Below are 25,421 nucleotides of genomic sequence, written 5' to 3'. Positions count from 1 at the left end.
GGCGTTCGCCAGCTCTGAACCGACACGCCGCCGCCCGGAAATCACAACCGGTGCGGCGGCGCGTGCTGTGCAGAAGGACTCCGCATGACCCAGACCCGCCGCTCCGCAAAACTTCTGGTCCGTACCGCGACGCTCGCGGATGTGTCGGCCATTCTGGACTTGCAGGAGCGGGCCTACCCGGGATGGGATCCCGACACCCCCGCGATGATCCGCGGCCAGATCGCGAACTTCCCTGAGGGGCAGTTCGTGGTGGAGTATGAAGGGGATCTGGTGGGCTGGTGTGCCAGCTTCATCATTGACGAGGACGCAGCGTTCTCCCGCCATACCTGGGCCAGCATCACCGGCGGCGGTTTCGCGGCGCGTCATGATCCTGATGGCGACTGGGTGTATGGCATGGAAGTGGCCGTCGACCCCAGCCGACGCCGTCTGCGCATCGGCCAGCGCCTGTACGATGCGCGCAAGGCCCTGTGCGAGGAATGGGGGCTGAAGGGCGTCGTGTTTGGCGGCCGGATGGCGGGCTTCCGCCGTAAGCGCAAGCAATATCCCACGCCGCAGGATTATCTCGACGCCGTGGTCAGCAACGAGTTGCGCGACCCGGTTTTGAACTTCCAGATGCGCATGGGGTACGAGCCGGCGGGCGTTCTGAACGGCTATCTGCCCGACGACAAGGATTCCGGCGGCGCGGCGGCGCGCATGGTCTGGCGCAATCCCATGTATGTGGAGAGCAATGGCCCGGTGAACCGCCCCACGCCCAATACGGTGCGGGTGGCGGCAATCCAGATGGCGATGCGTTCGATGGAGACGCTCAAGGAGTTTGAGCGCAACGTCGAATACTTCGTCGAGGTCTGCTCGGATTATCGCGCTGATTTCTGTGTTTTTCCGGAGATGTTCACCGTGGCGCTGCTGGCGCTCGAAAAGCGCAAGCTGACACCCGAAGAAAGCATCGCCGCCCTGTCGCGCCACACGCCGCGCTTTGTCGAGCTAATGAGCACGCTAGCGGTGCGCTACAACATCAACATTGTCGGCGGCTCCCACCCCACGCGCACCGATGACGGCGACATCCAGAACGTCGCCTATGTGTTCCTGCGCGACGGGTCCGTGCACGCCCAGGAGAAGATCCACCCCACGCCGAACGAGCGCTATTGGTGGAACATCAAGGGCGGCGACGCGGTCGCCACCATCCCGACCGATTGCGGGCCGGTGGGCGTACTGATCTGCTATGACACCGAATTCCCCGAGCTGGCCCGTCGCCTGGCCGACGAGGGCGCGAAGATCATCTTCGCCCCCTACGCCACCGATGACCGGGGCGGGCATTTGCGGGTGCGCTATTGCGCCCATGCCCGCGCCATCGAGAACCAGCTCTATGTGGTCACGGCAGGCAATGTGGGCAATCTGCCCGGCGTTGAGAACATGGACATCAACTACGCCCAGAGCGCGGTGCTGACCCCGTGCGACTTCCCCTTCGCGCGCGACGGCATTGCCGCGGAGACCAGCGAGAATGTGGAGACGATTGCGGTGGCCGACCTGCACCTGGATGATCTCGTGCAAGCGCGGCGTTCGGGCACGGTGCGCAATCTGCGCGACCGCCGCTTTGATCTGTATCGGATTGTCTGGAAAGACCGCGGCTAGCGCGGTCGGACGGGGTTATTTTGCGGGGCGGCCTGGCGTCATCAGCGCCAGCGCCACCGCGCCCGCCAGACCGGGCCAGGTGAATGCCACAGCCTGATCAATCGCGCCGCCCATCAGGCTCAGCGCGCCTGCGAGCAGGCCGCCCAGGGCGATGACCGCCGCAATAGCGAGTATGATCAGACGAAACGACACAGTCCGGACGCTCCCACACCAATAGGGCGCAAGTATGGCCTGGTCTGGCTAATTTTTCGTAAGGGCGGCGCGTCTAGCCCGCCAGCAGCGCGCCCTGAATGCCGTCAAACAGGAACTGGGTGGCCAGCGCGGCCAGGATAACGCCCAGGATGCGGGTGATCATCGCCGCCAGCGTATCCCCGATCAGGCGCATGATGGCGCCCACGGCCAGGAACAGCACAAGGCACAGCAGAAGGTTCGCGCCCATGCCAATGAACACCATCAGCTGGCCGCCAATGCCCTCCGCTTCATTCATGAACAGCATGATCGACGCGATGGCGCCGGGGCCCGCCAGCATGGGAATGGCCATCGGGAACACGGAAATGTCCTCATTGGTGCCCGGAATTTCCTCGTCAGCGTCATTGAGGGCTTCAGCGCGTTCCTCGCGACGCTTGGAGCGCGTCTCGAAGATCATGTCGAGCGCCAGCATGAACAGGAGCACGCCGCCGGCCGCACGGAAGGCGTCCAGGCTCACATGCAAGGCGTCCAGCAGCCATTCGCCCAGATAGGCGAAGCCAAACAGGACGGCGGTGGCGATCAGCACGGACTTGATGGCCATGACACGGCGGTGGGCGTTGGTGGAGCCCTCGGTCAGACTGGCGAAAATCGGCGCCACGCCAATCGGGTCGATCACGACGAAAAACGTGACGAGAGAGGCCGTCATCAGGCCCAGATCCAGCGCGTCCATGTAACATCCCCAGAATAAAACGATGCGGTCTATTCGGGGCCTAACACGAGCGGCAGGGATTGGCGAGGCCGCGCGAATGCAACCCCGATCTGTTTAAATGCGGCGATGGGCGGCTTCAGCCGGGGGTTTGCATGGGCGTCAGCGCACGCGCCTGTTCACCCGCATCCTGGCGGCGGGCTTCCGGCAGGGCGATCAGGCCGCGCTCGGCGAGATAGCCGAACGGCCCCCAAGCGTCTTCGCTGGTCAGCTCCTCGACGAAGGCTTCAAGCCCCGGCGCGACGCCGGCGTGCTGGTTCTTGACGTAGACGAACAGTGAGCGCGAGCCCGGATACACCCCGTTGGAAATATTCTCATAGGTCGGCTCGATGCCGTCGATCTCGGCGGCCTGGATCCGGTCCCCGTTCTGCTCAAGGAAGGAATAGCCGAAAATCCCGAAGGCTGAGGGGGAGTTGGCGAGTGTCTGGACAATCGTATTGTCGTTTTCGCCAGCATCGACCCAGGCGCCGTCTTCGCGAATGCGCGAGGCGAGGCGCTCGAACATGTGCGTGTCGTTCTCTGACAGGTCTTCCAGGCACGGCACTTCCTGCGCGCCCTCGATCATGTCCAGTTCGACAAAGGCGTCCCGCGTTCCCGAGGTTGGCGGCGGGCCGAACACCTCGATCCGTTGCGCGGGCAGATCAGGTGAAATGTCGGACCAGCGCTGGAACGGGTTGGCGATGAAGGAATCGCAGGAAAACCCCGCGATCTCGCCATAATTGCGCCCTTCGCTCAGGGCGCCGCGACCATCAAACAGGGGCGCGCCCTCGGCATCCACCGGCATGGGCGTTTCCGCGACAAGCGCCAGGAAAAGCTGGACCCGTTCGATGTTCATCGGGTCGGACACCACAGAATTGCCCAGGACGATGCCGTCATAGCCGACCGGGATCTCGGTGATCGCGACCACGCCGTTATCCTGGCACAGCTGATACTCGGTCGCCTTGATCGGGCGCGACGCGCCGGTCAGGTCGGGAAAGCCGAGCCCGACCCCGGCGCAAAACAGGTTCATCCCGCCGCCCGTCCCTGTGGCTTCCACGACCGGGGTCGGGAAGGCGCTCTTGGCGCCGAAATTCTCCGCCACCGCCGTTGCGAACGGAAACACCGTCGAAGACCCCACCATGCGCAAGCCCTCGCGGCCGCCCACCCCGGCGCCGAGCGGACCCGCCTCCTGAGCCGCCGGCTCCACGGTCTCGGCCGGTTCGTCCAGGAGCACGATCTCTTCTCGCGGCTCGCCGCAAGCGACGAGCGTGAGCATCGCCAGAGCGATGAAACCGTGGTCGGCGCGCAGATAGGCCATGCGGGAACTCCCGGAACTTAAGAACGATGTCGGCGTTTCGCCTTTTAACGTGAAGAGCGCGTCATTTGTGTGACAGGCGTGCGAGATAATTGCCAAACCTCTTGTCTGGCAATGCTTTTCAGCGCGATTTCGAGCTTGGGGTCGTTCTGTGCGAAACTATTTGGAAGGCTCGACGGAAGGAAGAAGAGCCAAAATGGAAAACGGGTTCGAAAAAAAATGTCAGGCGCGCGTTTTTTCGACTTTACATGCGAGGTCACAGGTACTAATTCGCGCCGTCCCGGCGGAGGCGACGCGCTCGATGCCGGATTGGGTTAACAGCAAGCAGGGGGTTCCGTGAGTTGTCTCATTACCATACGCCCCTGGACCTGGTCCGCTCTCGGCCTGTCGAAGGCCCGGTCGCCTGCGCGCGGCCCGATCGACTGACGATTGCGGCATCCTGGTTCCAGAACAATTTTCCCGGCGAAGTTCTCTACGCGGTCAAGTCAAACCCGTCCGCGTGGGTAATCGACACCTTGTATGCCGCTGGCATGCGCTGGTTCGATGTGGCGTCGCTCAATGAAGTCGAGCTGATCGCAGCCCGGTGTCCGGATGCGACGATGGCGTTCATGCATCCGGTCAAAAGCCGGCGCGCCATCAACAAGGCCTATTTCGATTATGGCGTGCGCATCTTCGTGCTCGACTGCGAAGCCGAGCTTGAAAAGATTCTCGTTGAAACCGGTTACGCCAAGGACCTGACACTGGTGGTGCGGGTCGCCGTTTCCAATGACGGCGCAACTCTGCCGCTGGCGGGCAAGTTCGGCGCGTCAGAGGATGACGCCGTGGATCTGATCCAGCGCGCCCGCGTCTACGCGGACGAGCTGGGCGTGAGCTTCCATGTGGGCAGCCAGTGCATGGCGCCGAGCGCCTATCGGGGGGCCATGCTGGACGTGTCCCGCCTGATCAAGCGCGCTGCGGTCACCGTGGACATCGTGGATGTGGGCGGGGGCTTCCCCGTCAATTATCCGGGCATGACCCCGCCGCCGCTGTCTGAGTATGTGGCCGCCATCGAGAATGCGTTCGAGGAAATGATGGTCCTCGAGAACGCGGATCTGTGGTGTGAGCCGGGCCGGGCCCTGTGCGCGGAATCCACGTCGATCCTGACCCGCGTCGAGCTGGTCAAGGGCGATCAGGTTTATCTCAATGATGGCGCGTACGGCACGCTGTTCGATCTGGTCCATATGAAATGGCCCTATCCGATCCGCGTACACCGTCCCAAGGGCGAGCCGAGCGGCCAGACCGCGGCGTTCCGCCTTTATGGGCCGACCTGCGACGCCATTGACGCGGTTGCAGCCCCGGTCGAGCTGCCTGTGGACCTGTCTGAAGGCGATGTGATCGAGTTTGCGCTTCTGGGCGCCTACGGCGTAGCCATGGCCACCCGGTTCAACGGCTTTGGCGAAGTGGAGACCGAGACGGTGTCCGACTTCCCCTGGGCGTCCGTGTATGACCGGCCTGTGGTCGATCAACCCGATGTCGCCGAAGACGAAACCGGACGCGTGGTGTCCTTCTCGCGCCTGAACCGGCGTCGTCGTAACCGTATTATGAAAAGGCGTTGAGGATGACTGACACCTCAAACCGCAAGGCCGAGCTGCTTTCGAGCCCGGTCGAACACATCGATATTTCCAGCTTTGACGGTCGCGTGATCATCGATGCCTGGGAGAAGATGAGCTTCACCTCCCGCGACGCGGCCCGCGCCGCGCGCATCCTGCAGGCCTCGCAAAAGGACACCGACTGCGCCGTCATCCTGACGCTGGCGGGCTCCACCTCGGCCGGCGGCTGCATGCATGTGTGGCGCGACATGATCCGCAACAACATGGTCGACGCCGTGGTCGCCACGGGCGCGTCCATTGTGGACATGGATTTCTTCGAGGCGCTGGGCTTCAAGCACTATCAGGCCAAGGAAGTCCCCGACGACCGCGTGCTGCGCGATCTGTATATCGACCGCATCTACGATACCTATATCGACGAGGAAGACCTGCAGGCGTGCGACCATATCATTGGCGACATTGCTGACAGCCTGCCTGTCGGTCCGATCAGCTCGCGCGCCTTCATCAAGGCGATGGGCAAATGGCTCGCGGACGGCAACGCCAAGAAGGAAGGCTCTCTGATCGAAGAGTGCTATCGCCATGGCGTGCCGATCTTCGTGCCGGCCTTCTCTGACTGTTCGGCGGGCTTTGGTCTCGTCAAACATCAGGTCAAGCGCATCAAGGCGCGTGAGGGCTATGTGTCCATCGACTCCGTGGCGGATTTCCGCGAACTGACCGACATCAAGATCGAGGCGGGCTCGACCGGCCTGTTCATGGTGGGCGGCGGCGTGCCGAAGAACTTTGCGCAGGACACCGTTGTCTGCGCCGAGATCCTCGGCCACGAGGACGTGGAAATGCACAAATACGCGGTGCAGATCACCGTGGCTGACGTGCGCGACGGCGCCTGTTCGTCCTCGACCCTCAAGGAGGCCTGCTCCTGGGGCAAGGTGGACGTGGCGCTCGAGCAGATGGTCTACGCCGAAGCCACCACCGTGGCGCCGGTGATCGTCTCTGACGTGTTTCATCGCGGCGCGTGGAAAGCGCGCCCCCGCCGTCGGTTCGCCGACCTCTTCAACGACGCTTTTTAAAGAACAACGGGAGTGAGCGCGGCCCTGCGCCGCGTTCCCACACGGAAGGACCTCTCATGGATGGACTGACCCTGGCGGGCAACCCGCAATTTGACACCGCACTCGAGCCGGTAGACGCCAACCACAAGGACGATCTCGATCACTTCATCATGGTCGACGGCAAGCAGGTGGCGGGCCGCCACCTGATCATCGACCTGATGGGCGCGCGTCACCTGACCGATGAAGACCGCATCCAGCAGGCGTTCCGCGATTGCGTGACTGCGTGCGGCGCGACGCTTCTGCACATCCACACCCACGTTTTCGAGCCCAATGGCGGCGTGTCTGGCGTGGCCGTGCTGGCGGAAAGCCACATCTCGACCCACACCTGGCCCGAGCGCGACTATGCGGCGTTCGACGTGTTCATGTGCGGCGACGCCCAGCCGATCAAGGCGGTGGCTATCCTCAAGGAGGCCTTCGAGGCCGCCGAGGTGCGCGTCACCGAGATCCTGCGCGGCGAGGGCGCGTAAGCGCTTTTCGCCCACAGGGCTGACGGACAGGGGAGCGGTTCTTTGAGGAGCCGCTCCCTTTACATTTTCCCTTGCCTTCATGCGGCGTGGGCGCGAGTAAACCCGCGATCCGCCACCAGCGTTCCTGCACGCGCCTTCAGGAGAGTTTCATGACCGACACCCCCAAGCACACCTATCGCGACGCCAATGGCGATCTGTGGTTCCGGGAATCGCTGAGCGAAGGCATCGGCAACGGCCTGCGCATCGACAATCTTCTGTACGCCGAAGCGTCTGACGTTCAGGACCTGATCGTGTTCGAGAACAATGAGAACGGTCGCGTGCTGGCGATTGACGGCCTGGTACAGGTCTCCATGGCCGACGAGTTCATCTATCACGAGATGGTCTCCCACGTGCCGCTGCTGTCGCACGGAGCGGTCAAGCGCGTGCTGATTGTCGGCGGCGGCGACGGCGGCGCCATGCGTGAAATGCTCAAGCATGACACGGTGGAGTCGATCACCCTCGTCGAGATCGATCCCGATGTGATCGAGTTTTCCAAGAAATGGTTCCCGGATGTCTCCCAGGGCTCGTTTGAGGATCCGCGCGTCAATGTGGTGATTGCGGACGGCTCGAAATATGTCGAAGAGACGTCGGACAAGTTCGACCTGATCCTGATCGACTCCTCCGATCCGGTCGGGCCGAGCGCGGTGCTGTTCACCCGTGAATTCTACACGGCCTGCTCCAAGCTGCTGAATGAGGGCGGCGTCATCGTCACTCAGTCCGGTCTCGCCGCGATCCATCCCGAGCCGGTGAAATCCACCTCCGACAGCTTCAGGTCGCTGTTCAAGCATGCCGGCTTTTACCTGATCTGCGTGCCCGCTTTCTCCGGCGGCTTCATGGCGCTGGGCTTTGCGACCGATGATGACGCGACGTTCGATCCGGACATCGAGACCATCCGTGAACGCTTCAAGGCGCTTGATATCAAGACGAAGTATTACAGCCCCGAGATCCACAAGGGCAGCTTCGCCCTGCCGCCCTATATCGCCGAGAAAATCGCGTAAGGCCGGAGCATTCCGATTGAAAGGCGGCGCGGGCAACTGCGCCGCCTTTATTGTTTCTGAGACTTCCCCTCTCCCCCCTTGAACAAGGGGGAGAGGTCGGGTGAGGGGGTGCGTTTCAGTGTCTCTAACGCCTGTAGATTGAAGCGCGGCTCACCCCCCACCTAACCTCTCCCCTCAGGGAGGGGAGAGGGACAGGTTTGTGCTCGAACTGAAATGCCACTCACCCTTCCCCCTGCGACCGTTCGTCTTTTCCGCGCACAGCCTCTTGTGTGCCGGATATGCAACACCTACTTCGAACACTGACAGGGCGGTATGGGGATGCTTCCAAGAAGGTCGCCGAACCCGCCTGTCTCGCTGAACCTCAGGAGACATGACTATGGACTTTGAAAAATTCACCGACCGGGCCCGAACCGTGTTGCAAGGCGCGCAGGGTCTGGCGCTCAAGAACAAGAACCAGCATTTCTCGCCCGAGCACCTGCTCAAGGCGCTTCTGGATGACGACCAGAAGCTGACGGTCAATCTGATCAAGGCGTCGGGCGGTCGGCCCGACATGGCTGCGGACCTGACCGAGCGCGCTCTGGCGGCGCTTCCGAAAGTAGAAAGCGCATCGGGGCAGCTTTATCTGGCGCCCAAGACGGCCGAAGTGTTCACCACCGCCGAGGAAGCCGCGAAGAAGGCGGGGGATGAATACATCACCGCCGAACGCATCCTGCAGGGTCTGACGCTGGTGAAAGGCCAGAAGGCCGAGGAAATCCTCAAGCAGGCCGGTGTGACGCCGCAGGCGCTCAACACCGCCGTCAACGATCTGCGCCAGGGCCGCACCGCGGACAGCCAGTCCGCCGAAGACAGCTATGAAGCGCTGAAGAAATACGCGCGCGATCTCACCGAGGTGGCGCGTGAAGGCAAGCTTGATCCGGTCATTGGCCGGGACGAGGAAATCCGCCGTGCGGTTCAGGTGCTCTCGCGCCGGACCAAGAACAATCCTGTTCTCATCGGTGAGCCGGGCGTGGGTAAAACCGCAATCGCCGAAGGTCTCGCCCTGCGCATCGTGGATGGCGACGTGCCCGAAAGCCTGAAGGGCAAGCGGCTTTTGGCGCTCGACATGGGCGCGCTGATCGCGGGCGCGAAGTATCGCGGCGAGTTCGAGGAGCGCCTGAAATCGGTGCTCAATGAAGTTGAGGCCGCGGGCGGCAATATCATCCTCTTCATCGACGAGATGCACACGCTGGTGGGCGCGGGCAAGACCGATGGCGCGATGGATGCGTCCAACCTTCTCAAGCCGGCGCTGGCGCGCGGTGAGCTGCACTGCGTGGGCGCGACGACGCTTGATGAATACCGCAAGCATGTGGAGAAGGACGCGGCGCTGGCGCGGCGTTTCCAGCCGGTCTTCGTGGAAGAACCGACGGTGGAGGACACTGTTTCTATCTTGCGGGGGCTCAAGGAGAAGTACGAAGTGCACCACGGGGTGCGCATTGCGGACGGCGCCATTGTGGCGGCGGCGAACCTGTCGAACCGCTACATCACCGACCGTTTCCTGCCCGACAAGGCGATCGACCTGATGGACGAGGCGTCGGCGCGCTTGCGCATGCAGGTGGATTCAAAGCCGGAAGAGCTTGATGAGCTCGACCGCCGGATCATCCAGCTGAAGATCGAGGCCGAAGCCCTGAAAAAGGAAGGCGACGAGGCGTCCAAGAAGCGTCTTGAAAGCCTGAACAAGGAATTGTCCGAGCTCGAAGGCCGGTCGGCCGAGCTGACCGCTGCCTGGCGGGCTGAAAAGGACAAGCTCGCCTCCTCGACCGAACTCAAGGAGCGGCTCGATCGCTTGCGCGCAGAGCTCGCCGATGCGGAACGCCGCGGCGATCTCGGCAAGGCGTCCGAGCTGAAATACGGCCAGATCCCTCAGATCGAAAAGCAGCTGAAAGAGGCTGAAGACGCCGCTGACGGCGCCGCGAATGACTCTTCCGCCCTCGTCAAAGAGGTCGTGGACGAAGAGCAGATCGCGGCTGTGGTCAGCCGCTGGACCGGCGTGCCGGTCGACAAGATGCTTGAAGGCGAGCGCGAGAAGCTTCTGGCCATGGAAGAGGGTCTGCGCAAGCGGGTCGTCGGCCAGGAAGAGGCGCTTGAAGCGGTCTCTGACGCCGTGCGCCGTTCGCGTGCGGGCCTGAAAGATCCCAGCCGTCCCATCGGCTCCTTCCTGTTCCTCGGCCCGACGGGCGTGGGCAAGACCGAGCTGACCAAGGCTCTGGCGGAGTTCCTGTTTGACGACGAGACCGCGGTCACCCGCATGGACATGTCCGAATACATGGAGAAGCACTCCGTCGCCCGCCTGATCGGTGCGCCTCCTGGCTATGTCGGCTATGAAGAGGGCGGGGCGCTGACCGAAAGCGTCCGGCGTCGGCCCTATCAGGTCGTGCTGTTTGATGAGGTCGAGAAAGCGCACCCGGATGTCTTCAATGTGCTCTTGCAGGTGCTTGACGATGGCCGCCTGACCGATGGTCAGGGCCGCACGGTCGATTTCCGCAACACCATCCTGATCATGACCTCGAATCTGGGGTCCGAGTTCCTGCTGGCTGGTGATGTGGACGCGGCGCGTGATCAGGTCATGGATGTGGTGCGGTCATCCTTCCGGCCTGAATTCCTCAACCGGATTGACGAGATCATCCTGTTCCGCCGTCTGGAAGAGCAGCATATGGGCGCCATTGTGGACATCCAGCTCACCCGGCTTGAAAAGCTGCTGGCGGATCGCCGGATGACGTTGGAGCTCGATGATGATGCTCGCCAGTGGCTGGCCGCCAAAGGGTATGACCCCGCCTATGGCGCGCGTCCGCTGAAACGCGTCATCCAGAAGGAGCTGCAGGACCCGCTGGCGCGGTTGATCCTGGAGGGCAGCCTGAATGATGGCGAGACGCTGAAGGTGTCGACCGAAGGCGATGCGCTGACTGTGAACGGCAAGGCCGTGAGCCGGAACGCCCAGCCGCCCCAGGCTGCGGTGATTCAGTAAACCGCCCGCCTTTCGGCGTGGCGTGCAATTGCGGGGCGGAGCCAGCGGGCTCCGCCCCGTTTTGCGTTCGGTTCAGACAGCGTTGAGCCGCAGATGCGGTTCACCATCCGAGGTGCGGGCCTGTGACACGCCATCACGGTTGATCGTCACGCTGACGCGTTTGCGGAAGGCGGAGAAGCTGTCAAACCGCACCACGTCCACGGGCTCGTCGAAATTGAAGCTGACTTCATAAAGCCCGCTGTCACCCAGGCGTTTGACCGCGTGGATTTCACCGGAAAACGTCTGGCCCAGATAGGCGCCAGAGCGTTGGTCGCCGATGCGATAGGGCTCGCTTGGGCGATTGCCGGCCCGGGCGTGGATCGTGTTCCAGTCCCGAAAGCCGTATTGCCGCGCAATCAGCTCAAGGGATTCAGAATGGGTGATGAAATCGCCGTCATCGCTGAGCGCCGCGCGCAAGCGTTTGGCCTGAGCTTTCAGCTCAGCGAGATCGGGCAGGGTAAGCGTCGTCATGGTGTGCGCCTTTCATGAAGGCGGCCTGAATTCGGCGGGGTCCGCGTTGCCGCCGCGCCGCCAGAAAGCTGCACGACTGACACTGTTCAAAGGGAAGACTTCACCAGGACCCAACAGGGTTGCGGACGGCAAGCGCTTCCAGCTCGGAGGGGCAAATACGCCTGCCGGTTCGCCCGGTCAAGTCCAACAATTGGGCAGCCCGTCATTTAGGGGGCTGTCTGTCGGGTCCGAATGCGGTCACACTCTGTCATGCTGACCATGCTGGAGGATGCTGGAATGGCGCAGTTTGACCATGACGTCCGACCGTCTCTGTATACCGAGGTGCTGGCGCGCGATGATCGTACGCCCTTCACCACGGTGTTTGACTGGGAAGCCCAGGGCATGGCGCATCCTGTTCTCGTGGCGGGAGAGGGGCCGGGCGTCATCCTGATGCATGAGTTGCCCGGTTTCGTGCCGGAGTTCTGGCGGTTGGCGAACTGGATCGTGGCGGCTGGCTTTCGCGTCTACGCCCCGGCCCTCTATGACGCGATCGGCACGCCGCATGAGGAGCTGGTCACCCCTCACGGCAAGGTGGGCGGTATGGCGCGCGCCTGTGTGAGCCGGGAAATCCATCTGTTCGCCAAGTCAGGCGGCAGCCCGATTTCGAACTGGCTGAGAACCCTGGCGCGTGAAGCGCATGAAGAGTGCGGCGGGCCGGGCGTGGCGGCGGTCGGTTTGTGCCTGACCGGCAATTTCGCCTGGTCGGTGGCGGTGGAGCCCAGCGTGGTGGCGGCCGTCGCGGGCGAACCGGCCTTGCCGTTCAATGCGGCGGGCTCTGTTCATCTCGATCCGGACGAGGCGCAGGCCCTGTCCCAACGCGACAATCTCGAGATCATGGCCTTGCGCTTTGACGGTGACCCGTCTTGCAAGGCGGCGCGGTTCCACGCGCTCCAGGATCTGCTGGGGGACCGGCTCGAAACCCGCGTGCTGCCCGATGAGGCCAAGAACCCCGCAGGCAATCCGTTTCCCCATGCGGTTCTGACCAAGGATCTGATCGCCGAGGACGGCCAGCCCACGCTTGAAGCGGCGCGGGATGTTCTGGCCTTTCTCAGCTATCGCTTGCAGACACCCGATTGAGATCAGGCGTCGCCGGCATTGTCCGCGGTCAGGATCGCGTCCTGTGAGCTTTCGTCTTCAAGCGCTGCCGGCGCATTGTCGCGCAGCTCGATCAGCTCATCACGAACCTGCATGAAGTCCTCAAGCTCGTTCGCTTCCAGGCGACGGCCGGTGGGCAGGTCCAGGCTCATCGGATTGGTCGGGTTGCCGTTCAGATGCACTTCATAGTGCAGGTGAGGGCCCGTTGAGCGTCCGGTGGTGCCCACATAGGCGATGATCTGGCCTTGCTGGACGCGCGTGCCCGAGCGTACGCCGCTGGCGAAGCCCTGAAGGTGGGCGTAGGCGGTCTGATAGCCGTTGGCGTGGCGGATGCGCACATAATTGCCGAAGGAGCCGAAACGGTTGGCGCGCTCGACGATGCCCGCGCCCGCCGCCATGACCGGTGTGCCGCGCGGGGCGGCGAAATCGGTGCCGTTATGGGGGCGATTGCGGTTCAGAACCGGGTGGAAGCGCATGCCGAAGGAGGAGGAGATGCGCGCGCCATTGATGGGCATGCGCATCAGCAGGCGCTGGGCGCTTTCGCCTTCGCCGGTGTAATAGCCGATCTCGCCGTCTTCCATTTCATAGCGGAAGTATTCCAGCGGATCGCCGCGGCCGTCGAAGACGACATAGAGAATCTCCCCGGTGCGCACGGTCTCGCCCCGGCTGTTCACGAAGCGCTCGAACACGACGTCGAACGGGTCGCCGGGCTGCACGGTGCGGAAATCGACCGCGAAACCCAGAATATTGGCCAGTTCAAAGACGACACGGTCGGTCGCGCCCAGCTCGATGGCGGAGAGATAGAGGCTGGAGCTGACCTCGCCGGTCACGCGCACGACTTCCCGGCGCAGGCTGGCGGTGGCTTCGCGGGCGTGGAACTGACCGTTGCCGTCGCGCGATACGGTCAGCGTGCGTTCCTGATCGGGACGAAAGGACAGCCCCGCAAGGCGTGTGGTGGAGGCCGAAGGTTCCGTGCTGAACGTTTGCTGGACCTCATAGGGTGCAGGCGTTTCGAAATAGAGCGTCAGGTCCTGACCCGCACGCAGCAGGCGCGCAGAGTAGAGCGGGTCGAGCGCATTGATGGCGCGCGCGGCATCCACCCGGTCCGCGCCGGCGTCCGCCAGCACGCTGGCGAAGGTCTGTCCGCGACGCACGGTAACATCGACACTGTGTACGGCGGGGCGCTTGTTCGGATTGGTGAACAGGGCGTGCTCGGCCATGACGGCGGTCTGGGGCGGCGTGTCGAGCGCTTCGAGCGGAGAGGTCGCTGGGTCTGGTGTTTGAGCCGGTTCGGACGCCGTATCCGTGTCATCGGACATTTCCGTCTGCGCCTGCGCCATCAGGCGCGGATCGCTTTGGTCGCGACTGATCAGGAAGCCGACGGTCAGAAGCAGGGCGGCCCCGACAGCGACGAAAAAGATCAAAGAGCGTGAACGCCGGGCGTCAGCCAAGTGCACATCAAATCCGGACATGTACGCAGATTATCCCTCATTGCTCCCCACCAGCGGGGGAATGCTAGCGCGCCTGAAACGCATCTGGAAGTGCCGTTTACTGCAATCTTCGTTCCAGTCCGGCGGTGCGCCCGTTGTTAATCCGGGCGAAGGGTTACCTATACGTTTCGATGTAGTGTGCATCGCTTAACAGGTTGCAAATATGCTGCGCAGGCGAGAGGCTCGCCCAACTTCAGGGAAGGAATTGTCATGAAAGGCATTTTGCTGGCGCTCCTGGTCATGGGCGCTCTGCTGGCCGGTTCGGTCTGGGTTTCCGTCTACATATGGACCAGCATGGATGGCGGCGAGATCGCCTTCGCCATGAGCTGGCACGGCTGGCTGGCCTTGACGCTGGGCGTGGTGCTGACGGCGGCGCTGGGCGTCGGCCTTATGGCGCTGGTGTTTCATTCCAGTCGAAGCGGGCACGACGATCTGGATGACGATGTGTGATTTTCACGCAGGCCGTTAACCCTTTTCCAGTCGAGAATCGCATTAAGCATACTCTCCATGAGCACAGAGACCGCACCCACCGCCGCCGAACTTGCAGCCTTGCTGTCCTCCCGCGTCTGTCATGACATTGCGGGCCCGACCAGCGCCATGGGTGCAGCCCTGTCTGTCCTGGACGATGAAAGCGCGCTGGACATGCGCGATGACGCCATTTCGCTGTTGCGGACCGGCGCCAAGCAGATCCGGTCCAAGCTCGAATACGCCCGGGTGTGTTTCGGCGCCGCCGGCTCGCGAGGCGGCGAGGTCAGCCTGACAGAGATCAAGTCGCTTGCGGGACCTATGTTTGAGGATTCCCGTCCGGACCTTGTCTGGCCTTCCGAGAGCGGTGCGGTCAGCAAGACGGCAGCCCGCGTGCTCCTGAATCTCATCTGGATCGGCGTCGACAGCTTGCCGCGCGGCGGGGAAGTGATCATCGAGGCGACCCCCAGCGCTGATGGCGGCGCGCGGCTGCGCGTCTCCGCCAAGGGGACCCGGCTGCGACTGGATGAGGCCTATCAGAAGGCGATCCGGGGCGAGCGTCCTGAAGACGGTTATGATGGCCGTTCGATCCAGCCCTACTACGCTGGGTTGATTGCGCGTGAGAGCGGCGGCCGCGCCGAGGCGCGACTGGACGGCGACCGGGTCGAACTGGCAGCCCTGATCGGCCCTGAGGGCAGTGAAATCAAGGCCGCCGAATAATCCCTTACATGATTTGACGGAATGCGCAGGTTCCCAACCTTGCGTTAACACTGATCGTGACAGTCTTGGTGACAAAGCCGCTTTGTAACACCGGGGCTGACCATGGATGAGTTGATCGGCGAGTTCCTCGCAGAGACGTCGGAGAGCCTCGACGTCATTGACGTTGAGCTTGTTAAATTTGAGGCGGATCCGACGGATCGCGCGACGCTGGATAATATTTTCCGGCTGCTTCATACCATTAAGGGGACCTGCGGGTTCCTCGGCCTGGAACGGCTGGAAGCGATCGCCCATGCGGGTGAAACGCTTCTGGGCAAGTTCCGCGATGGCGACATGGTCGCTGACTCCAACGCGGTGACCGTGGTCCTCAAATCCCTTGACCGGATCAAGGAGATCACCAACGGTCTCGAGCAAACCGGTGTGGAGCCGGCCGGGGATGACCGCGATCTGATTGATCGACTGGAATCTCTGTCCCAGGGGCATGGTGATCCGGAAGCGGCTGCGCCGGCGGAGCCGGTCGCCGCTGCGCCCGCGCCCGAGCCTGAACCCGCCCCCGAGCCCGAACCCGAACCTGAAGTCCAGGCGACTGCGGATGACGCGGCGACCGGATTTGACGCGGATCTGGGCCGCGAGCTGCGGCCGGGCGAAGTGTCGCTCGCCGATCTTGAAGCCGCCTTCCTGTCAACGCCGGGCCCCGAGTTCGAAGCCGAGGCTGAAACGGCTCACGATGCTGAAGCCGATGCGGATGAGGATGAGCATGACGCCGAGCCGGCTCATGTCGACGCGCCGGTGAAAGCGGAATCGGCCGCGCCCGCTCCTGCGGCCAAGTCCGAGAGCAAGGCGCCGGCCAATGACGACGCCGGTCAGCAGCAGGCCCATCGCACTCAGGCCACGATCCGCGTGAATGTGGATACGCTTGAAAATCTGATGACGACGGTGTCCGAGCTGGTGCTGGCGCGGAACCAGCTGCACCAGATCGTGCGGGATAACGACGATTCCGCTCTCAAGACTCCGCTGCAGCGCCTGTCGTCCGTGACGGCGGAGCTGCAGGACGGCGTGATGAAGACACGCATGCAGCCGGTCGGTGACGCCTGGCGCAAGCTGCCGCGCATCGTGCGCGATGTGAGCCAGGAACTCGGCAAGAAGATCCGCCTGGTCCAGGAAGGTGAAGACACCGAGCTGGACCGTCAGGTGCTTGAGCTGATCCGTGATCCGCTCACCCACATGATCCGCAATTCCTGCGACCATGGCCTTGAGACGCCTGATGAGCGTGCGGCTGCGGGCAAGAATGAAATGGGCACCGTGAAGCTCTCCGCCTATCACGAAGGCGGCGCCATCATCATGAAGATCATTGATGACGGTCGCGGACTCAACGCCGAGAAGATCCGCCAGAAGGTGATCGAGAAAGGTCTCGCCAGCGAGGCCGAGCTCGAGAACATGAGCGAAGCCCAGATCCAGCGCTATATTTTCGCGCCGGGCTTCTCTACGGCGGCTGCGGTCACCAACCTGTCCGGCCGGGGCGTCGGCATGGATGTGGTGCGCACCAATATCGAACAGATTGGCGGTTCCATTGACCTGTTCTCCGAGCAGGGCAAAGGCACCACCTTCACCATCAAGATCCCGCTGACGCTGGCGATCGTCTCCGCTCTGATCGTCAAGTCGGGCGAGGACCGCTTCGCGGCGCCGCAATTGTCGGTGCGCGAACTGGTCCGTGTGGGCGCCGGCTCCTCGATTGCGGTCGAGACGCTGAATGGCGCGAACATGATCCGCCTGCGTGACCGTCTTCTGCCGGTGATCGCGCTGAGCGAGGTCCTGAATACGGCCGAGCACACCAGCGCCGAGGACATGACGGGCTATGTCATCGTTCTCGAAGCCGCCGGCCGCAAGATCGGTCTTGTAGTGGACGACGTGCTCGACACCGAGGAGATCGTGGTCAAGCCGCTGTCCGGGCCGCTGCGGAGCATCAATGTGTTCTCCGGCGCGACCATTCTCGGCGACGGTTCGGTGATCATGATCCTCGACCCGAACGGCCTGGCGCAGGAAACCTCTTCCGCCGAAGGCGAAGAGCAGAGCGACGCCGCCGCCGAGGACGCCGCCGAGGCGCAAGGCGCCAATGGTCGTCAGCGTCTGCTGCTGGTCCGCGCCGGGGGCGAGGAGCCCAAGGCGGTGCCGGTCAGCCTCATCACGCGTCTGGAGGATTTCGAAGCCCAGACGATCGAGCAGACCGATGGTCGCTATGTGGTTCAGTACCGTGGACGCCTGCTGCCTCTGGCGCATGCCGGCGGCATGGACCATTTCCCGACAGAAGGCCGCCAGCCGGTGCTGGTGTTCGCCGAGGACGGCCGCTCAGCCGGTGTCGCGGTGGACGAAATCCTCGATGTGGTGGAAGAGCGCCTCGATCTGGAAATGGGCTCGGAGCGTCCCGGCGTGATCGGTTCCGCCATCATCAAGGGCAAGGCGACCGAAGTGCTCGACATCGCCTGGCACATGCAGCGAGCCTGGAACGGCGCGCCGCAGCGCAAGGGCAAGTCCAGCACGGGCCGCAACGCTGTCTTGCTGGTTGAAGCGGACGCGTTCTCGCGCCGCATGCTTGCGCCGCTTCTGGCGGCGGCCGGCTATGACGTCACCGTTGCAGGCGGACTGCACGAAGCGCGCGATGCGGCGACCATGGGCGCGGAATATGATGTGCTGGTCGGCGATCCCGCTGCACTTGCGCGTCTTCAGGAAGAAGGTGTTTACACCAATGTGCCTAGACTGGGCGTCGGTGAACACGATTACACCCAGTCGACGGACGGCTTTGTCGCCATCATGCCGGCCGGGGATCGCGGCGGTCTGATCGCAGCGCTGGATCAAGCCGCGCGCAGCGCGGCCTAGAGGAGAGCAGGGCATGTCTGTTGAAGATAGCTTCGAATACGTCACGGTCCGAATTGGCGATCAATTGCTCGGCGTCGAAGTTAAGCAGATCCGGGAAGTCTTCTCGCCGCAGGACGTTACATCCGTCCCGCGTGCGCCGGGTGAGATCGCGGGCCTTCTGAACCTGCGTGGTCGCATCGTGACGGCCGTGGACGCCCGGCACCGCCTGGGCCTGCCGCCGCGCGAGCCGGGCGCAAACGTCATGGCGCTGGGGCTTGAAGAGGGCACCGAACTCTTCGGCGTTCTGGTCGACGAAGTCGGCGAAGTCATGCGGCTGAAATCCGATACGCTTGAACCCACCCCGGCTCATCTGGATCCGAAATGGCGCGTCCTGCTCAAGGGCGTGCACCGATTGGAAAAAGACTTGTTGGCGGTTTTGGACATTCGAGCCCTCATCGCCTGGCAAGGCGGTCTTGCGGCTTAATTTTGGAGCATGGGTATGAAAACCTGCCTTGTTGTGGATGACAGCCGGGTGATCCGGAAAGTCGCGCGTAAGATCGTCGAAGACCTGGGGTTTGCGTGCGAGGAAGCCGCCGACGGTCAGCAGGCGCTGGACTTCTGCAAGAAGACCATGCCGGACGCCGTTCTGCTGGACTGGAACATGCCGGTGATGAACGGCCTCGATTTCCTGATCAAGCTGCGCGAAGAGCCGAACGGCAAGAAACCGGTCGTTGTCTTCTGTACCACGGAAAACGACATGGCGCATATCACTCAGGCGCTGCGCGCGGGCGCGGATGAGTACGTCATGAAGCCTTTCGACGGCGATATCATTGAATCCAAGTTCGCCGAAACCGGCCTGGTCTAGATCGGAACAACCAAGTGAGTGCATCACCTTCCACTGCAGGTCGGTCGGGACTGCCCAGCGTTTTGATCATTGACGACAGCGCCGTGGTGCGCGGTCTGGTCTCGCGCTGGATCGAGGCGGACTCCCGTCTTCAGGTCGCTGCAACCTGTTCTGACGGTGAAGTCGGGGTGCGCAAGGCCGCTGAATTGCAGCCCGATATCGTGGTTCTCGACATCGAGATGCCACGTATGGACGGTCTGACCGCCTTGCCGCAAATCCTCAAGGCCTGTCCCAAGGCCAAGGTCGTCATGGCGTCCACGCTGACCCTGAAGGGCGGCGAGATCACCATGCGCGCCCTGTCATTGGGCGCGGCCGACTATGCCCCCAAACCCGAAGCGGGTCGTGTGGCGGGGGCCGAAGCCTATCGCAAGGAATTGCTCGACAAGCTGGTCGCGCTCAGCCCGCGCCCCGCGGGCGTTCCGCCGCGTCCGGTGGCGGTCAAGCCCGCCATTCCGCGCCCCGTGGCGCCGGCGCGTCGGCCCAGCCTGATCGCCATCGGCTCCTCGACGGGGGGGCCGCAAGCGCTCCGTGACGTGATTGGCGCGCTGCCGCGCGACACCAATGTGCCGATCGTGATCACCCAGCACATGCCCAAGCTGTTCACCGCCATTCTGGCCGAGCATCTGAGCAAGCTGGGCATGCCGGCGGCGGAAGCCAAGGAAGGCGAACCGCTGCGTCCGGGCCGGATCTATCTTGCGCCGGGCGATTTCCACATGACGCTGAAATCCACCAATGGCGTGCTCTCGGCCCATCTCGATCAGTCCCCGCCGGTGAATTTCTGTCGTCCGGCCGTGGATCCGCTGTTCAACAGCTGCGCCAAGGTGGTGGGCAATGGCGTGCTGGCGGTGGTTCTGACCGGTATGGGTCATGATGGCCGGGACGGCGCTCGCACGGTGCGCGACGCCGGCGGTCAGGTGATTGTCCAGGACCAGGCGTCTTCGGTCGTCTGGGGCATGCCAGGCGCCATCGCCGAAGCTGGACTTGCAGATCAAATTCTAAGCCTTAAAGACATTGGACCGGAATTGACCCGGCGCCTGAAAGGACCGCTATGAGCGCTCTTCCTTCAAACAAGTTCGACTTTCTCTGTCAGGATGTTCGCAAGCGTTCAGGCTTGGTGCTGGGCCAGGAAAAGGCCTATCTGATCGACAGTCGGCTGGGTCCGCTGGCCCGCAAGGAAGGGTTTGCGTCCGTCGAAGCCCTGGTGGATGCGATGATGCGCGGCGATCATCGTCTGTGCGTCGCCGCCAGTGAGGCGCTCGCCACGCATGAAACCTTTTTCTTCCGTGACAAGACGCCGTTCGACCTGTTCGAGAACGTGATCGCGCCGTCGCTGAAGTCCACGCGCATGGGGCGTCAGCTGAAAATCTGGTGCGCCGCGGCGTCCTCGGGACAGGAACCTTACTCCCTGGGCATGCTGCTTGATGAAATTCCCGGCCTCAGCGCGGATATTCTGGCGACGGATATGAGCGCGCCGGTGCTGGAAAAGGCGAAAGCCGGCATCTACACCCAGTTCGAGGTCCAGCGCGGCTTGCCGATCCAGCGTCTGGTGAAGCATTTCGACCAGGTGGGGGATTCCTGGCGGATCAAACCGCAACTGCGCCAGAAAGTGCGTTTCGAGCAGGCCAACCTGCTCGATGACTTTGCACGCTATGGCAAGATGGACGTCATCTTCTGTCGCAATGTGCTGATCTACTTTGACATCCAGACGAAGGCGAAAGTGCTGGACCGCCTGGCGGCTCAGCTGGCCGATGACGGTTTCTTGCTGCTTGGTGCTGCGGAAACCGTGGTGGGCCTGACCGACAGCCTGCGTCCGATCAGCGGTCATCGCGGTCTGTACGCCAAGCCGGCCATGGCCGCGAAACTGGCCTCTGCGGCCTGATCGCACTACCAGCGGGCGTGCAGGCCAATGCCGAGGAAGTGTTCGTCTTCCTCCCAGTCCTCGCGCCCGAGGTGGAACTCCCGCTGTTCGCGCACATAGCCGAAACTGGCGTGCGCCCGGTCCGAGAGCTTCATGGCAACGCCCACATGAGTGTCGCCAATCACGGTTTCCGAAGAGAATGGCGCGACGGTGAACTCCCGCAGACTTCCGGGAGAGACCGCATAGCTTTCACGGCCGACGCCGCCAACAATCCACCATTGCGGTTCTGACGCGCCTGCGTCTGGCGTGACGCGCACTTGCACGCCCAGGGCGGTTGCGGACCAGCCATCCCCGGAATCGGATTCCGCACGCGGGGAGATGGCGAAGCCTTCCATGGCGATATGGGGTGATGACCGGGGTGTGGCAGGCGCGGCGTCCATCGGCCTGACAGACTGGCTCATGATGGCGTTTGCCACCTGGCGTGAAGCGTCGGAGATGCGCAGGTCGCGATAGAGGTCCGGATTGCGCAAGGATGCGGGATTAAGGCGCGGGGTTGGCAGGGACGAACCGGTGAGCGCCGGATCCATGTCGTGCCTCGGGGCATCGGGTGCGGCGCCAGGCGCGAACGCTGCAAACAGGCCGCTGCCTGCGACGAGCGCAGCCAGTCCCAACTCCAGTATACGGCGCCTCTTCATATCCCCCCCAGGATCCGCTCGTTCTGGAAAGGATTAATACCGTGTAAAGGATTGGGTTCAAGCCAAAACTCCCCTGACAGGCGTTGTCACGCCTGTTGCGACTTGAAGCGATTCTTGTCGTCTACTGCGCGCGGCGTCGAATCTGGCCCGCAATTTCGTCCATCTGCGCTTGTTCAGCGGCCTTGAGCGCATCCTGGATGCGTGACAGGCGCCGCTCTTCGAGCAGCTCGTATTTCTTCAGATCCGCAAAAGCCGCTTCCAGCCGTCCGCGCAGCTCATCCGCCTGGGCGTCCACTTCACCCAGAGAGGTGCGCAGCTTGTCCTTGCGCTGGATCACCGAGCGGGCATAGCTGCCATAGGCCAGATAACCGTCGCGGTTTTCCTCGGCGATCGCCTGCTCTTCAGGAACGCTTTCCTCAAGCCGGTCGATCTGGTCGTTGATCGAGGCGCGAGCGCGTTCGATCTCGGCCATCTGCTTTTGCAGTTCTTCCACTTTGAACCGGGCCAGCCGGATCAGCGGTGCGTGTGAACGTGTCGCCATGTCTTATCCCTATCCATCACCCAAAATCCCGGCCAGGTGTGCGAAGCTCTCTTCAATCGAAGAGGTCTCGTCTTTTCCCTGTCCCAGGAATGCTTCCAGCGGTTCATTGACCGCTATGGCCCGGTCCACCTCCGGGTTCGATCCGCTGGAATAGGCTCCCAGTCGGATCAGCTCCTCCATGTCCGCATAGGCGGCGAGGAGTTTTCGAGCTTCACGCGCGAGCGGCGCCTCTTCGGGCGCATAGACTTCGGGCGCAGAGCGAGAAATCGATTTGAGAATGTCGATCGCGGGGAAACGTCCGCGCTCGGCGATTGAACGCGCCATGACAATATGGCCGTCCAGAATGCCGCGAACGGCGTCCGCAATGGGTTCGTTATGATCGTCCCCGTCCACCAGCACGGTGAACAGACCCGTGATCGTACCCGTGCCCTGGGGGCCGGGGCCGGCGCGCTCAAGCAGCGCAGGCAGTTCGGCGAAAACCGAAGGCGTATAGCCGCGCGTGGTCGGAGGCTCGCCGGCGGCGAGACCGACTTCGCGCTGGGCGAGGGCGAAACGGGTGATGGAATCCATCAGGCACAGGACATTCAGCCCCTGATCGCGGAAATACTCCGCGGTCGCCATGGTGGTGTAACAGGCTCGGCGTCGCGCCAGGGCGGGGGCGTCGGACGTTTCCGTAATAACGACCGAGCGCGCTCGGCCTTCCGGGCCCAGCACATCCTCGACGAATTCGCGCGCTTCGCGGCCCCGTTCGCCGATCAGGCCGATGACGATGACATCCGCTTCAGAGCCCCGCGCCAGCATGGAGAGCAAGACGGACTTGCCCACGCCCGACCCGGCGAAGACGCCCAGGCGCTGCCCCAGGCGCATGGGCGTGAAGACATTCATGGCGCGCACGCCCAGATCCAGACGCTCGCCCAGACGCTGTCGGCTGTGTGCGCCCGGCGGACGGCCCTTGAGCGCGTACTCCACATCGCCTTCGGGCAAAAAGCCCATGGAATCCTGGGGACGGCAGAAACTGTCCATGACCCGGCCCAGCCAGGCCTTGTGCGGTCGGATCGCGTCACCGCGCGGATCCAGCGTCGCGATCGCGCCCGGTCTGACGCCGGTCAGATCGTCATAGGCCATCATCAGGGCAGTGTCGCCGCGAAAGCCGACAACCTCGAAGCTGGCTTTGACGGGACCATCAAGATGAGCGCGTGCGCCAAGGGTCAGGGCCATCGCCGGCCCTTCCGCCTCAACCAGGAGGCCATTGACCGCTGACACACGGCCTTTGAACGTTCGGGTCTCCAGGTTGGAGATCCGGTCGATCAGGCTATCCACCGCTCTTCTCGCGTTGTTGCACAGGGCTTTTCCCCGCTTGGAACCCTTGTTTAACCCAAACGCGGTTTCAGCCGCGTAAACGTCGCTGCGCGTTCTTCAGTTTATGACGTGCGCAAGAAACTTCCGTAAGCCTGTTTTCTTTTGAGTGCGAATGGCTATGTTCCCCCTCGGCTCGACGGGCGGCAGCCGCCTGACAGCGTGCTCAACGCCCCGATCAGAGCCTGTGCGCCCGCATGGGGTGGTTTCCTTCGATGAAGCCCGGCGCGCTCTGAGAGGCTGAAATCCGGTCTCTCCCTAGTTTCACATCGCTGGCGCAAGCGCCGCCGCCGAGTATTCGACGACGAGGGAGCCTTATGTCGCTCAACGCCAAGACTGTGCGCATCGCTGGATCGCGCCCGAAGAAAAAAGCCATTTCGCGTCAAAACAAAGATAATCTCTACGCCCAGATCGAAGAGAGCAAATTCAACCGCTATGTCGTGCACGACCTGCCGCGTTACCGGCAGTATCTCAGCGAGGGCGGAGCCGAAATCTATTCGAGCGAAGAGCTGGACGAGCTGGAAGCGGCCGGCGTCTCCAACCGCCTGCCGCCGCGCGCGACCGGCTATTATCTCGACCTCGCCAAGCGTTCAGAGGCGGTGAAGAATCTGATCAAGGCTCGCCCCGAGGAAATGGACGACCTGTCGGGCGAGGCGGACCCGTCAAACCAGCTCAAATACAGCCCCATGCCGGGGCTTCTGCACAAATACGAGCTGTGCTTGGTCTATGTGGTGCGCACCTGTTCGAGCTGGTGCCGGTATTGCTACCGGTCTGACTTCCTGACCGGCAAGACGGGCAAGGACACCGCCTCGATCCACGAGGTGAAGGACTATATCGAGACCCACAACGCCAAGGTCGAACGTGGCGAGATCACCCAGAAGCCGAAAGTGCGCGAAGTGCTGCTGTCCGGCGGCGATCCGATGGTGCTGTCGAACCGGAACCTGTTTGATTATCTCAACGGCCTGGCCGAAGCCGGCGTCGAGGTGATCCGCATCGGCACCAAGGAGATGGCGTTCTATCCCGAGCGGTTCGACGACAACTTCTTCCGCATGCTCGACCTCTTCCACGAGGTGCATCCGCAGGTGCTGATGGCCTTCATGGTTCATTTCACTCACCCCGACGAATTCCTGCGCCTGAATGAACAGGGTGAGTATGTGCGCGACGAGCGCGGCCGTCCGCTGCGCAATCCGCTGGTGGAGCAGGCGGCGACCCGCCTGCGGGCGCGTCCGTTTGTGACGCTCGAAAACCAGACGCCGATCATTGATGGCGTGAATGATGACGCGGACGCCCTGCGCCTGATGCAGCAGGAACTCAAGCGCATGGGCGTGAACAATCACTACTTCTTCCAGTGCCGCGAGATCGAGGGCTTCCGCGCCTTCGCCGTGCCTGTGGAGAAAGCCTGGAAACTGCACGCTGAAAGCCAGCACGGCTTGTCGGGTATTGAGCGCTCCCGCTTCGCCCTGTCCACCGAGGCGGGCAAGATGGAGATGGTCTCGGTCATCGACGGGGATGAGCGTTTGCGCTCGCTGGGCGGTGAGCTGGGCGACGCCCTGGCGGACGGGCTGGTGATCTTCCGGCTACACCGGACGCCCCATTCAGACCGTCAAAGCGACATCGTGATCGCGCGACGCAATCCTGAAGCGCTCTGGATCAGCGGCTATGAGGATCGCATCCTTTATGATGGTCGTGTCGAGGGGGCTGACGACAAATGGGCGCCGGTTCTGGCCGCACTCGCCCCGGCTTTGATGCAGGCGGCGGAATAGTCTGACGGGCTGAAAAGACGGCCCTTCAAACGGCTGAATTTTTCAGAGTTTTCCACGGAT

General features: G+C 62.9%; 23 protein-coding genes. 15 read left to right on the top strand and 8 right to left on the bottom strand.

What is annotated here, in order from left to right:
- Positions 1 to 84 precede the first annotated feature (84 nt).
- A complete protein-coding gene (locus RBA95_RS04025; protein ID WP_306015524.1) occupies positions 85 to 1,629 on the top strand; it encodes a bifunctional GNAT family N-acetyltransferase/carbon-nitrogen hydrolase family protein in 1,545 nt (514 codons plus the stop codon).
- Between the two features lie 15 nt (positions 1,630 to 1,644).
- Here RBA95_RS04025 and RBA95_RS04020 read toward each other — a convergent pair whose 3' ends face one another.
- From RBA95_RS04020 to RBA95_RS04010, 3 genes are all read right to left on the bottom strand, one after another.
- Positions 1,645 to 1,821 carry a hypothetical protein gene (locus RBA95_RS04020; protein WP_306015523.1) on the bottom strand — a complete coding sequence of 59 codons (177 nt, stop codon included), beginning with the start codon at positions 1,819 to 1,821 and terminating at the stop codon, positions 1,645 to 1,647.
- Between the two features lie 73 nt (positions 1,822 to 1,894).
- Positions 1,895 to 2,548 (bottom strand): MarC family protein, encoded by a 654-nt coding sequence (locus tag RBA95_RS04015; protein ID WP_306015522.1) that lies wholly within the window; start codon positions 2,546 to 2,548, stop codon positions 1,895 to 1,897.
- A gap of 115 nt (positions 2,549 to 2,663) precedes the next feature.
- Positions 2,664 to 3,881 carry a substrate-binding domain-containing protein gene (locus RBA95_RS04010; protein ID WP_306015521.1) on the bottom strand — a complete coding sequence of 406 codons (1,218 nt, stop codon included), beginning with the start codon at positions 3,879 to 3,881 and terminating at the stop codon, positions 2,664 to 2,666.
- A gap of 338 nt (positions 3,882 to 4,219) precedes the next feature.
- Here RBA95_RS04010 and RBA95_RS04005 point away from each other — a divergent pair, with 338 nt between their 5' ends.
- The 5 genes from RBA95_RS04005 to clpB all read left to right on the top strand — a co-directional run bounded on the left by RBA95_RS04005 (position 4,220) and on the right by clpB (position 11,075).
- Positions 4,220 to 5,473, top strand: a complete 1,254-nt coding sequence (locus RBA95_RS04005) for a type III PLP-dependent enzyme (protein WP_306015520.1) — start codon at positions 4,220 to 4,222, stop codon at positions 5,471 to 5,473.
- 2 nt (positions 5,474 to 5,475) lie between these two features.
- Complete coding sequence (locus tag RBA95_RS04000; protein WP_306015519.1) at positions 5,476 to 6,531, top strand: deoxyhypusine synthase; 1,056 nt, start codon at positions 5,476 to 5,478, stop codon at positions 6,529 to 6,531.
- A gap of 56 nt (positions 6,532 to 6,587) precedes the next feature.
- Positions 6,588 to 7,037 (top strand): adenosylmethionine decarboxylase, encoded by a 450-nt coding sequence (speD, locus tag RBA95_RS03995; protein WP_306015518.1) that lies wholly within the window; start codon positions 6,588 to 6,590, stop codon positions 7,035 to 7,037.
- 149 nt (positions 7,038 to 7,186) lie between these two features.
- Positions 7,187 to 8,074, top strand: coding sequence for a polyamine aminopropyltransferase (speE, locus tag RBA95_RS03990; protein ID WP_306015517.1), 888 nt, complete (start codon positions 7,187 to 7,189; stop codon positions 8,072 to 8,074).
- A 376-nt stretch (positions 8,075 to 8,450) separates the two neighbouring features.
- Entirely contained in the window at positions 8,451 to 11,075 is a 2,625-nt protein-coding gene (clpB, locus tag RBA95_RS03985) for an ATP-dependent chaperone ClpB (RefSeq protein ID WP_306015516.1), read from the top strand.
- 72 nt (positions 11,076 to 11,147) lie between these two features.
- Here the strand turns inward: clpB and RBA95_RS03980 are convergent, their stop codons facing one another.
- Positions 11,148 to 11,585, bottom strand: a complete 438-nt coding sequence (locus RBA95_RS03980; RefSeq protein WP_306015515.1) for a glyoxalase superfamily protein — start codon at positions 11,583 to 11,585, stop codon at positions 11,148 to 11,150.
- A gap of 276 nt (positions 11,586 to 11,861) precedes the next feature.
- Between RBA95_RS03980 and RBA95_RS03975 the strand changes: the two genes are divergently transcribed.
- Positions 11,862 to 12,701, top strand: a complete 840-nt coding sequence (locus tag RBA95_RS03975; RefSeq protein ID WP_306015514.1) for a dienelactone hydrolase family protein — start codon at positions 11,862 to 11,864, stop codon at positions 12,699 to 12,701.
- Positions 12,702 to 12,703: 2 nt separating this feature from the next.
- Here RBA95_RS03975 and RBA95_RS03970 read toward each other — a convergent pair whose 3' ends face one another.
- Complete coding sequence (locus RBA95_RS03970) at positions 12,704 to 14,191, bottom strand: M23 family metallopeptidase (RefSeq protein ID WP_306015513.1); 1,488 nt, start codon at positions 14,189 to 14,191, stop codon at positions 12,704 to 12,706.
- A gap of 228 nt (positions 14,192 to 14,419) precedes the next feature.
- Between RBA95_RS03970 and RBA95_RS03965 the strand changes: the two genes are divergently transcribed.
- The 7 genes from RBA95_RS03965 to RBA95_RS03935 all read left to right on the top strand — a co-directional run bounded on the left by RBA95_RS03965 (position 14,420) and on the right by RBA95_RS03935 (position 21,027).
- Entirely contained in the window at positions 14,420 to 14,659 is a 240-nt protein-coding gene (locus tag RBA95_RS03965; RefSeq protein WP_306015512.1) for a hypothetical protein, read from the top strand.
- Positions 14,660 to 14,716: 57 nt separating this feature from the next.
- Positions 14,717 to 15,394 (top strand): histidine phosphotransferase family protein, encoded by a 678-nt coding sequence (locus RBA95_RS03960; RefSeq protein WP_306015511.1) that lies wholly within the window; start codon positions 14,717 to 14,719, stop codon positions 15,392 to 15,394.
- 102 nt (positions 15,395 to 15,496) lie between these two features.
- Positions 15,497 to 18,265: a chemotaxis protein CheA gene (locus RBA95_RS03955; RefSeq protein WP_306015510.1), complete on the top strand. Its 2,769-nt coding sequence runs from the start codon at positions 15,497 to 15,499 to the stop codon at positions 18,263 to 18,265.
- A 13-nt stretch (positions 18,266 to 18,278) separates the two neighbouring features.
- Positions 18,279 to 18,728, top strand: coding sequence for a chemotaxis protein CheW (locus RBA95_RS03950; protein WP_306015509.1), 450 nt, complete (start codon positions 18,279 to 18,281; stop codon positions 18,726 to 18,728).
- Positions 18,729 to 18,743: 15 nt separating this feature from the next.
- Entirely contained in the window at positions 18,744 to 19,109 is a 366-nt protein-coding gene (locus RBA95_RS03945) for a response regulator (protein ID WP_306015508.1), read from the top strand.
- A 14-nt stretch (positions 19,110 to 19,123) separates the two neighbouring features.
- On the top strand, positions 19,124 to 20,200 hold the full coding sequence (locus RBA95_RS03940) for a chemotaxis response regulator protein-glutamate methylesterase (RefSeq protein WP_306015507.1): 1,077 nt from the start codon (positions 19,124 to 19,126) through the stop codon (positions 20,198 to 20,200).
- Positions 20,197 to 21,027, top strand: coding sequence for a protein-glutamate O-methyltransferase CheR (locus RBA95_RS03935; RefSeq protein ID WP_306015506.1), 831 nt, complete (start codon positions 20,197 to 20,199; stop codon positions 21,025 to 21,027). Before RBA95_RS03940 ends, RBA95_RS03935 begins: the two co-directional genes overlap by 4 nt.
- Before the next feature lie 5 nt (positions 21,028 to 21,032).
- On the opposite strand, the gene RBA95_RS03930 is transcribed toward RBA95_RS03935, so the two are convergent.
- From RBA95_RS03930 to fliI, 3 genes are all read right to left on the bottom strand, one after another.
- The gene (locus RBA95_RS03930; protein ID WP_306015505.1) at positions 21,033 to 21,701 is read right to left on the bottom strand and encodes a hypothetical protein; all 669 of its coding nucleotides are present in this window, start codon (positions 21,699 to 21,701) and stop codon (positions 21,033 to 21,035) included.
- A gap of 121 nt (positions 21,702 to 21,822) precedes the next feature.
- A complete protein-coding gene (fliJ, locus tag RBA95_RS03925; RefSeq protein WP_306015504.1) occupies positions 21,823 to 22,242 on the bottom strand; it encodes a flagellar export protein FliJ in 420 nt (139 codons plus the stop codon).
- 9 nt (positions 22,243 to 22,251) lie between these two features.
- Positions 22,252 to 23,562 carry a flagellar protein export ATPase FliI gene (gene fliI, locus RBA95_RS03920; protein ID WP_306015503.1) on the bottom strand — a complete coding sequence of 437 codons (1,311 nt, stop codon included), beginning with the start codon at positions 23,560 to 23,562 and terminating at the stop codon, positions 22,252 to 22,254.
- A gap of 353 nt (positions 23,563 to 23,915) precedes the next feature.
- Here fliI and RBA95_RS03915 point away from each other — a divergent pair, with 353 nt between their 5' ends.
- Complete coding sequence (locus RBA95_RS03915; RefSeq protein ID WP_306015502.1) at positions 23,916 to 25,361, top strand: KamA family radical SAM protein; 1,446 nt, start codon at positions 23,916 to 23,918, stop codon at positions 25,359 to 25,361.
- Positions 25,362 to 25,421 lie beyond the last annotated feature (60 nt).

The organism is Oceanicaulis sp. MMSF_3324 (assembly GCF_030733545.1).
Classification (GTDB): domain Bacteria; phylum Pseudomonadota; class Alphaproteobacteria; order Caulobacterales; family Maricaulaceae; genus Oceanicaulis.
Note: the sequence above shows the minus strand (reverse complement) of the source record. Positions and strands in the feature narration are given on the sequence as shown.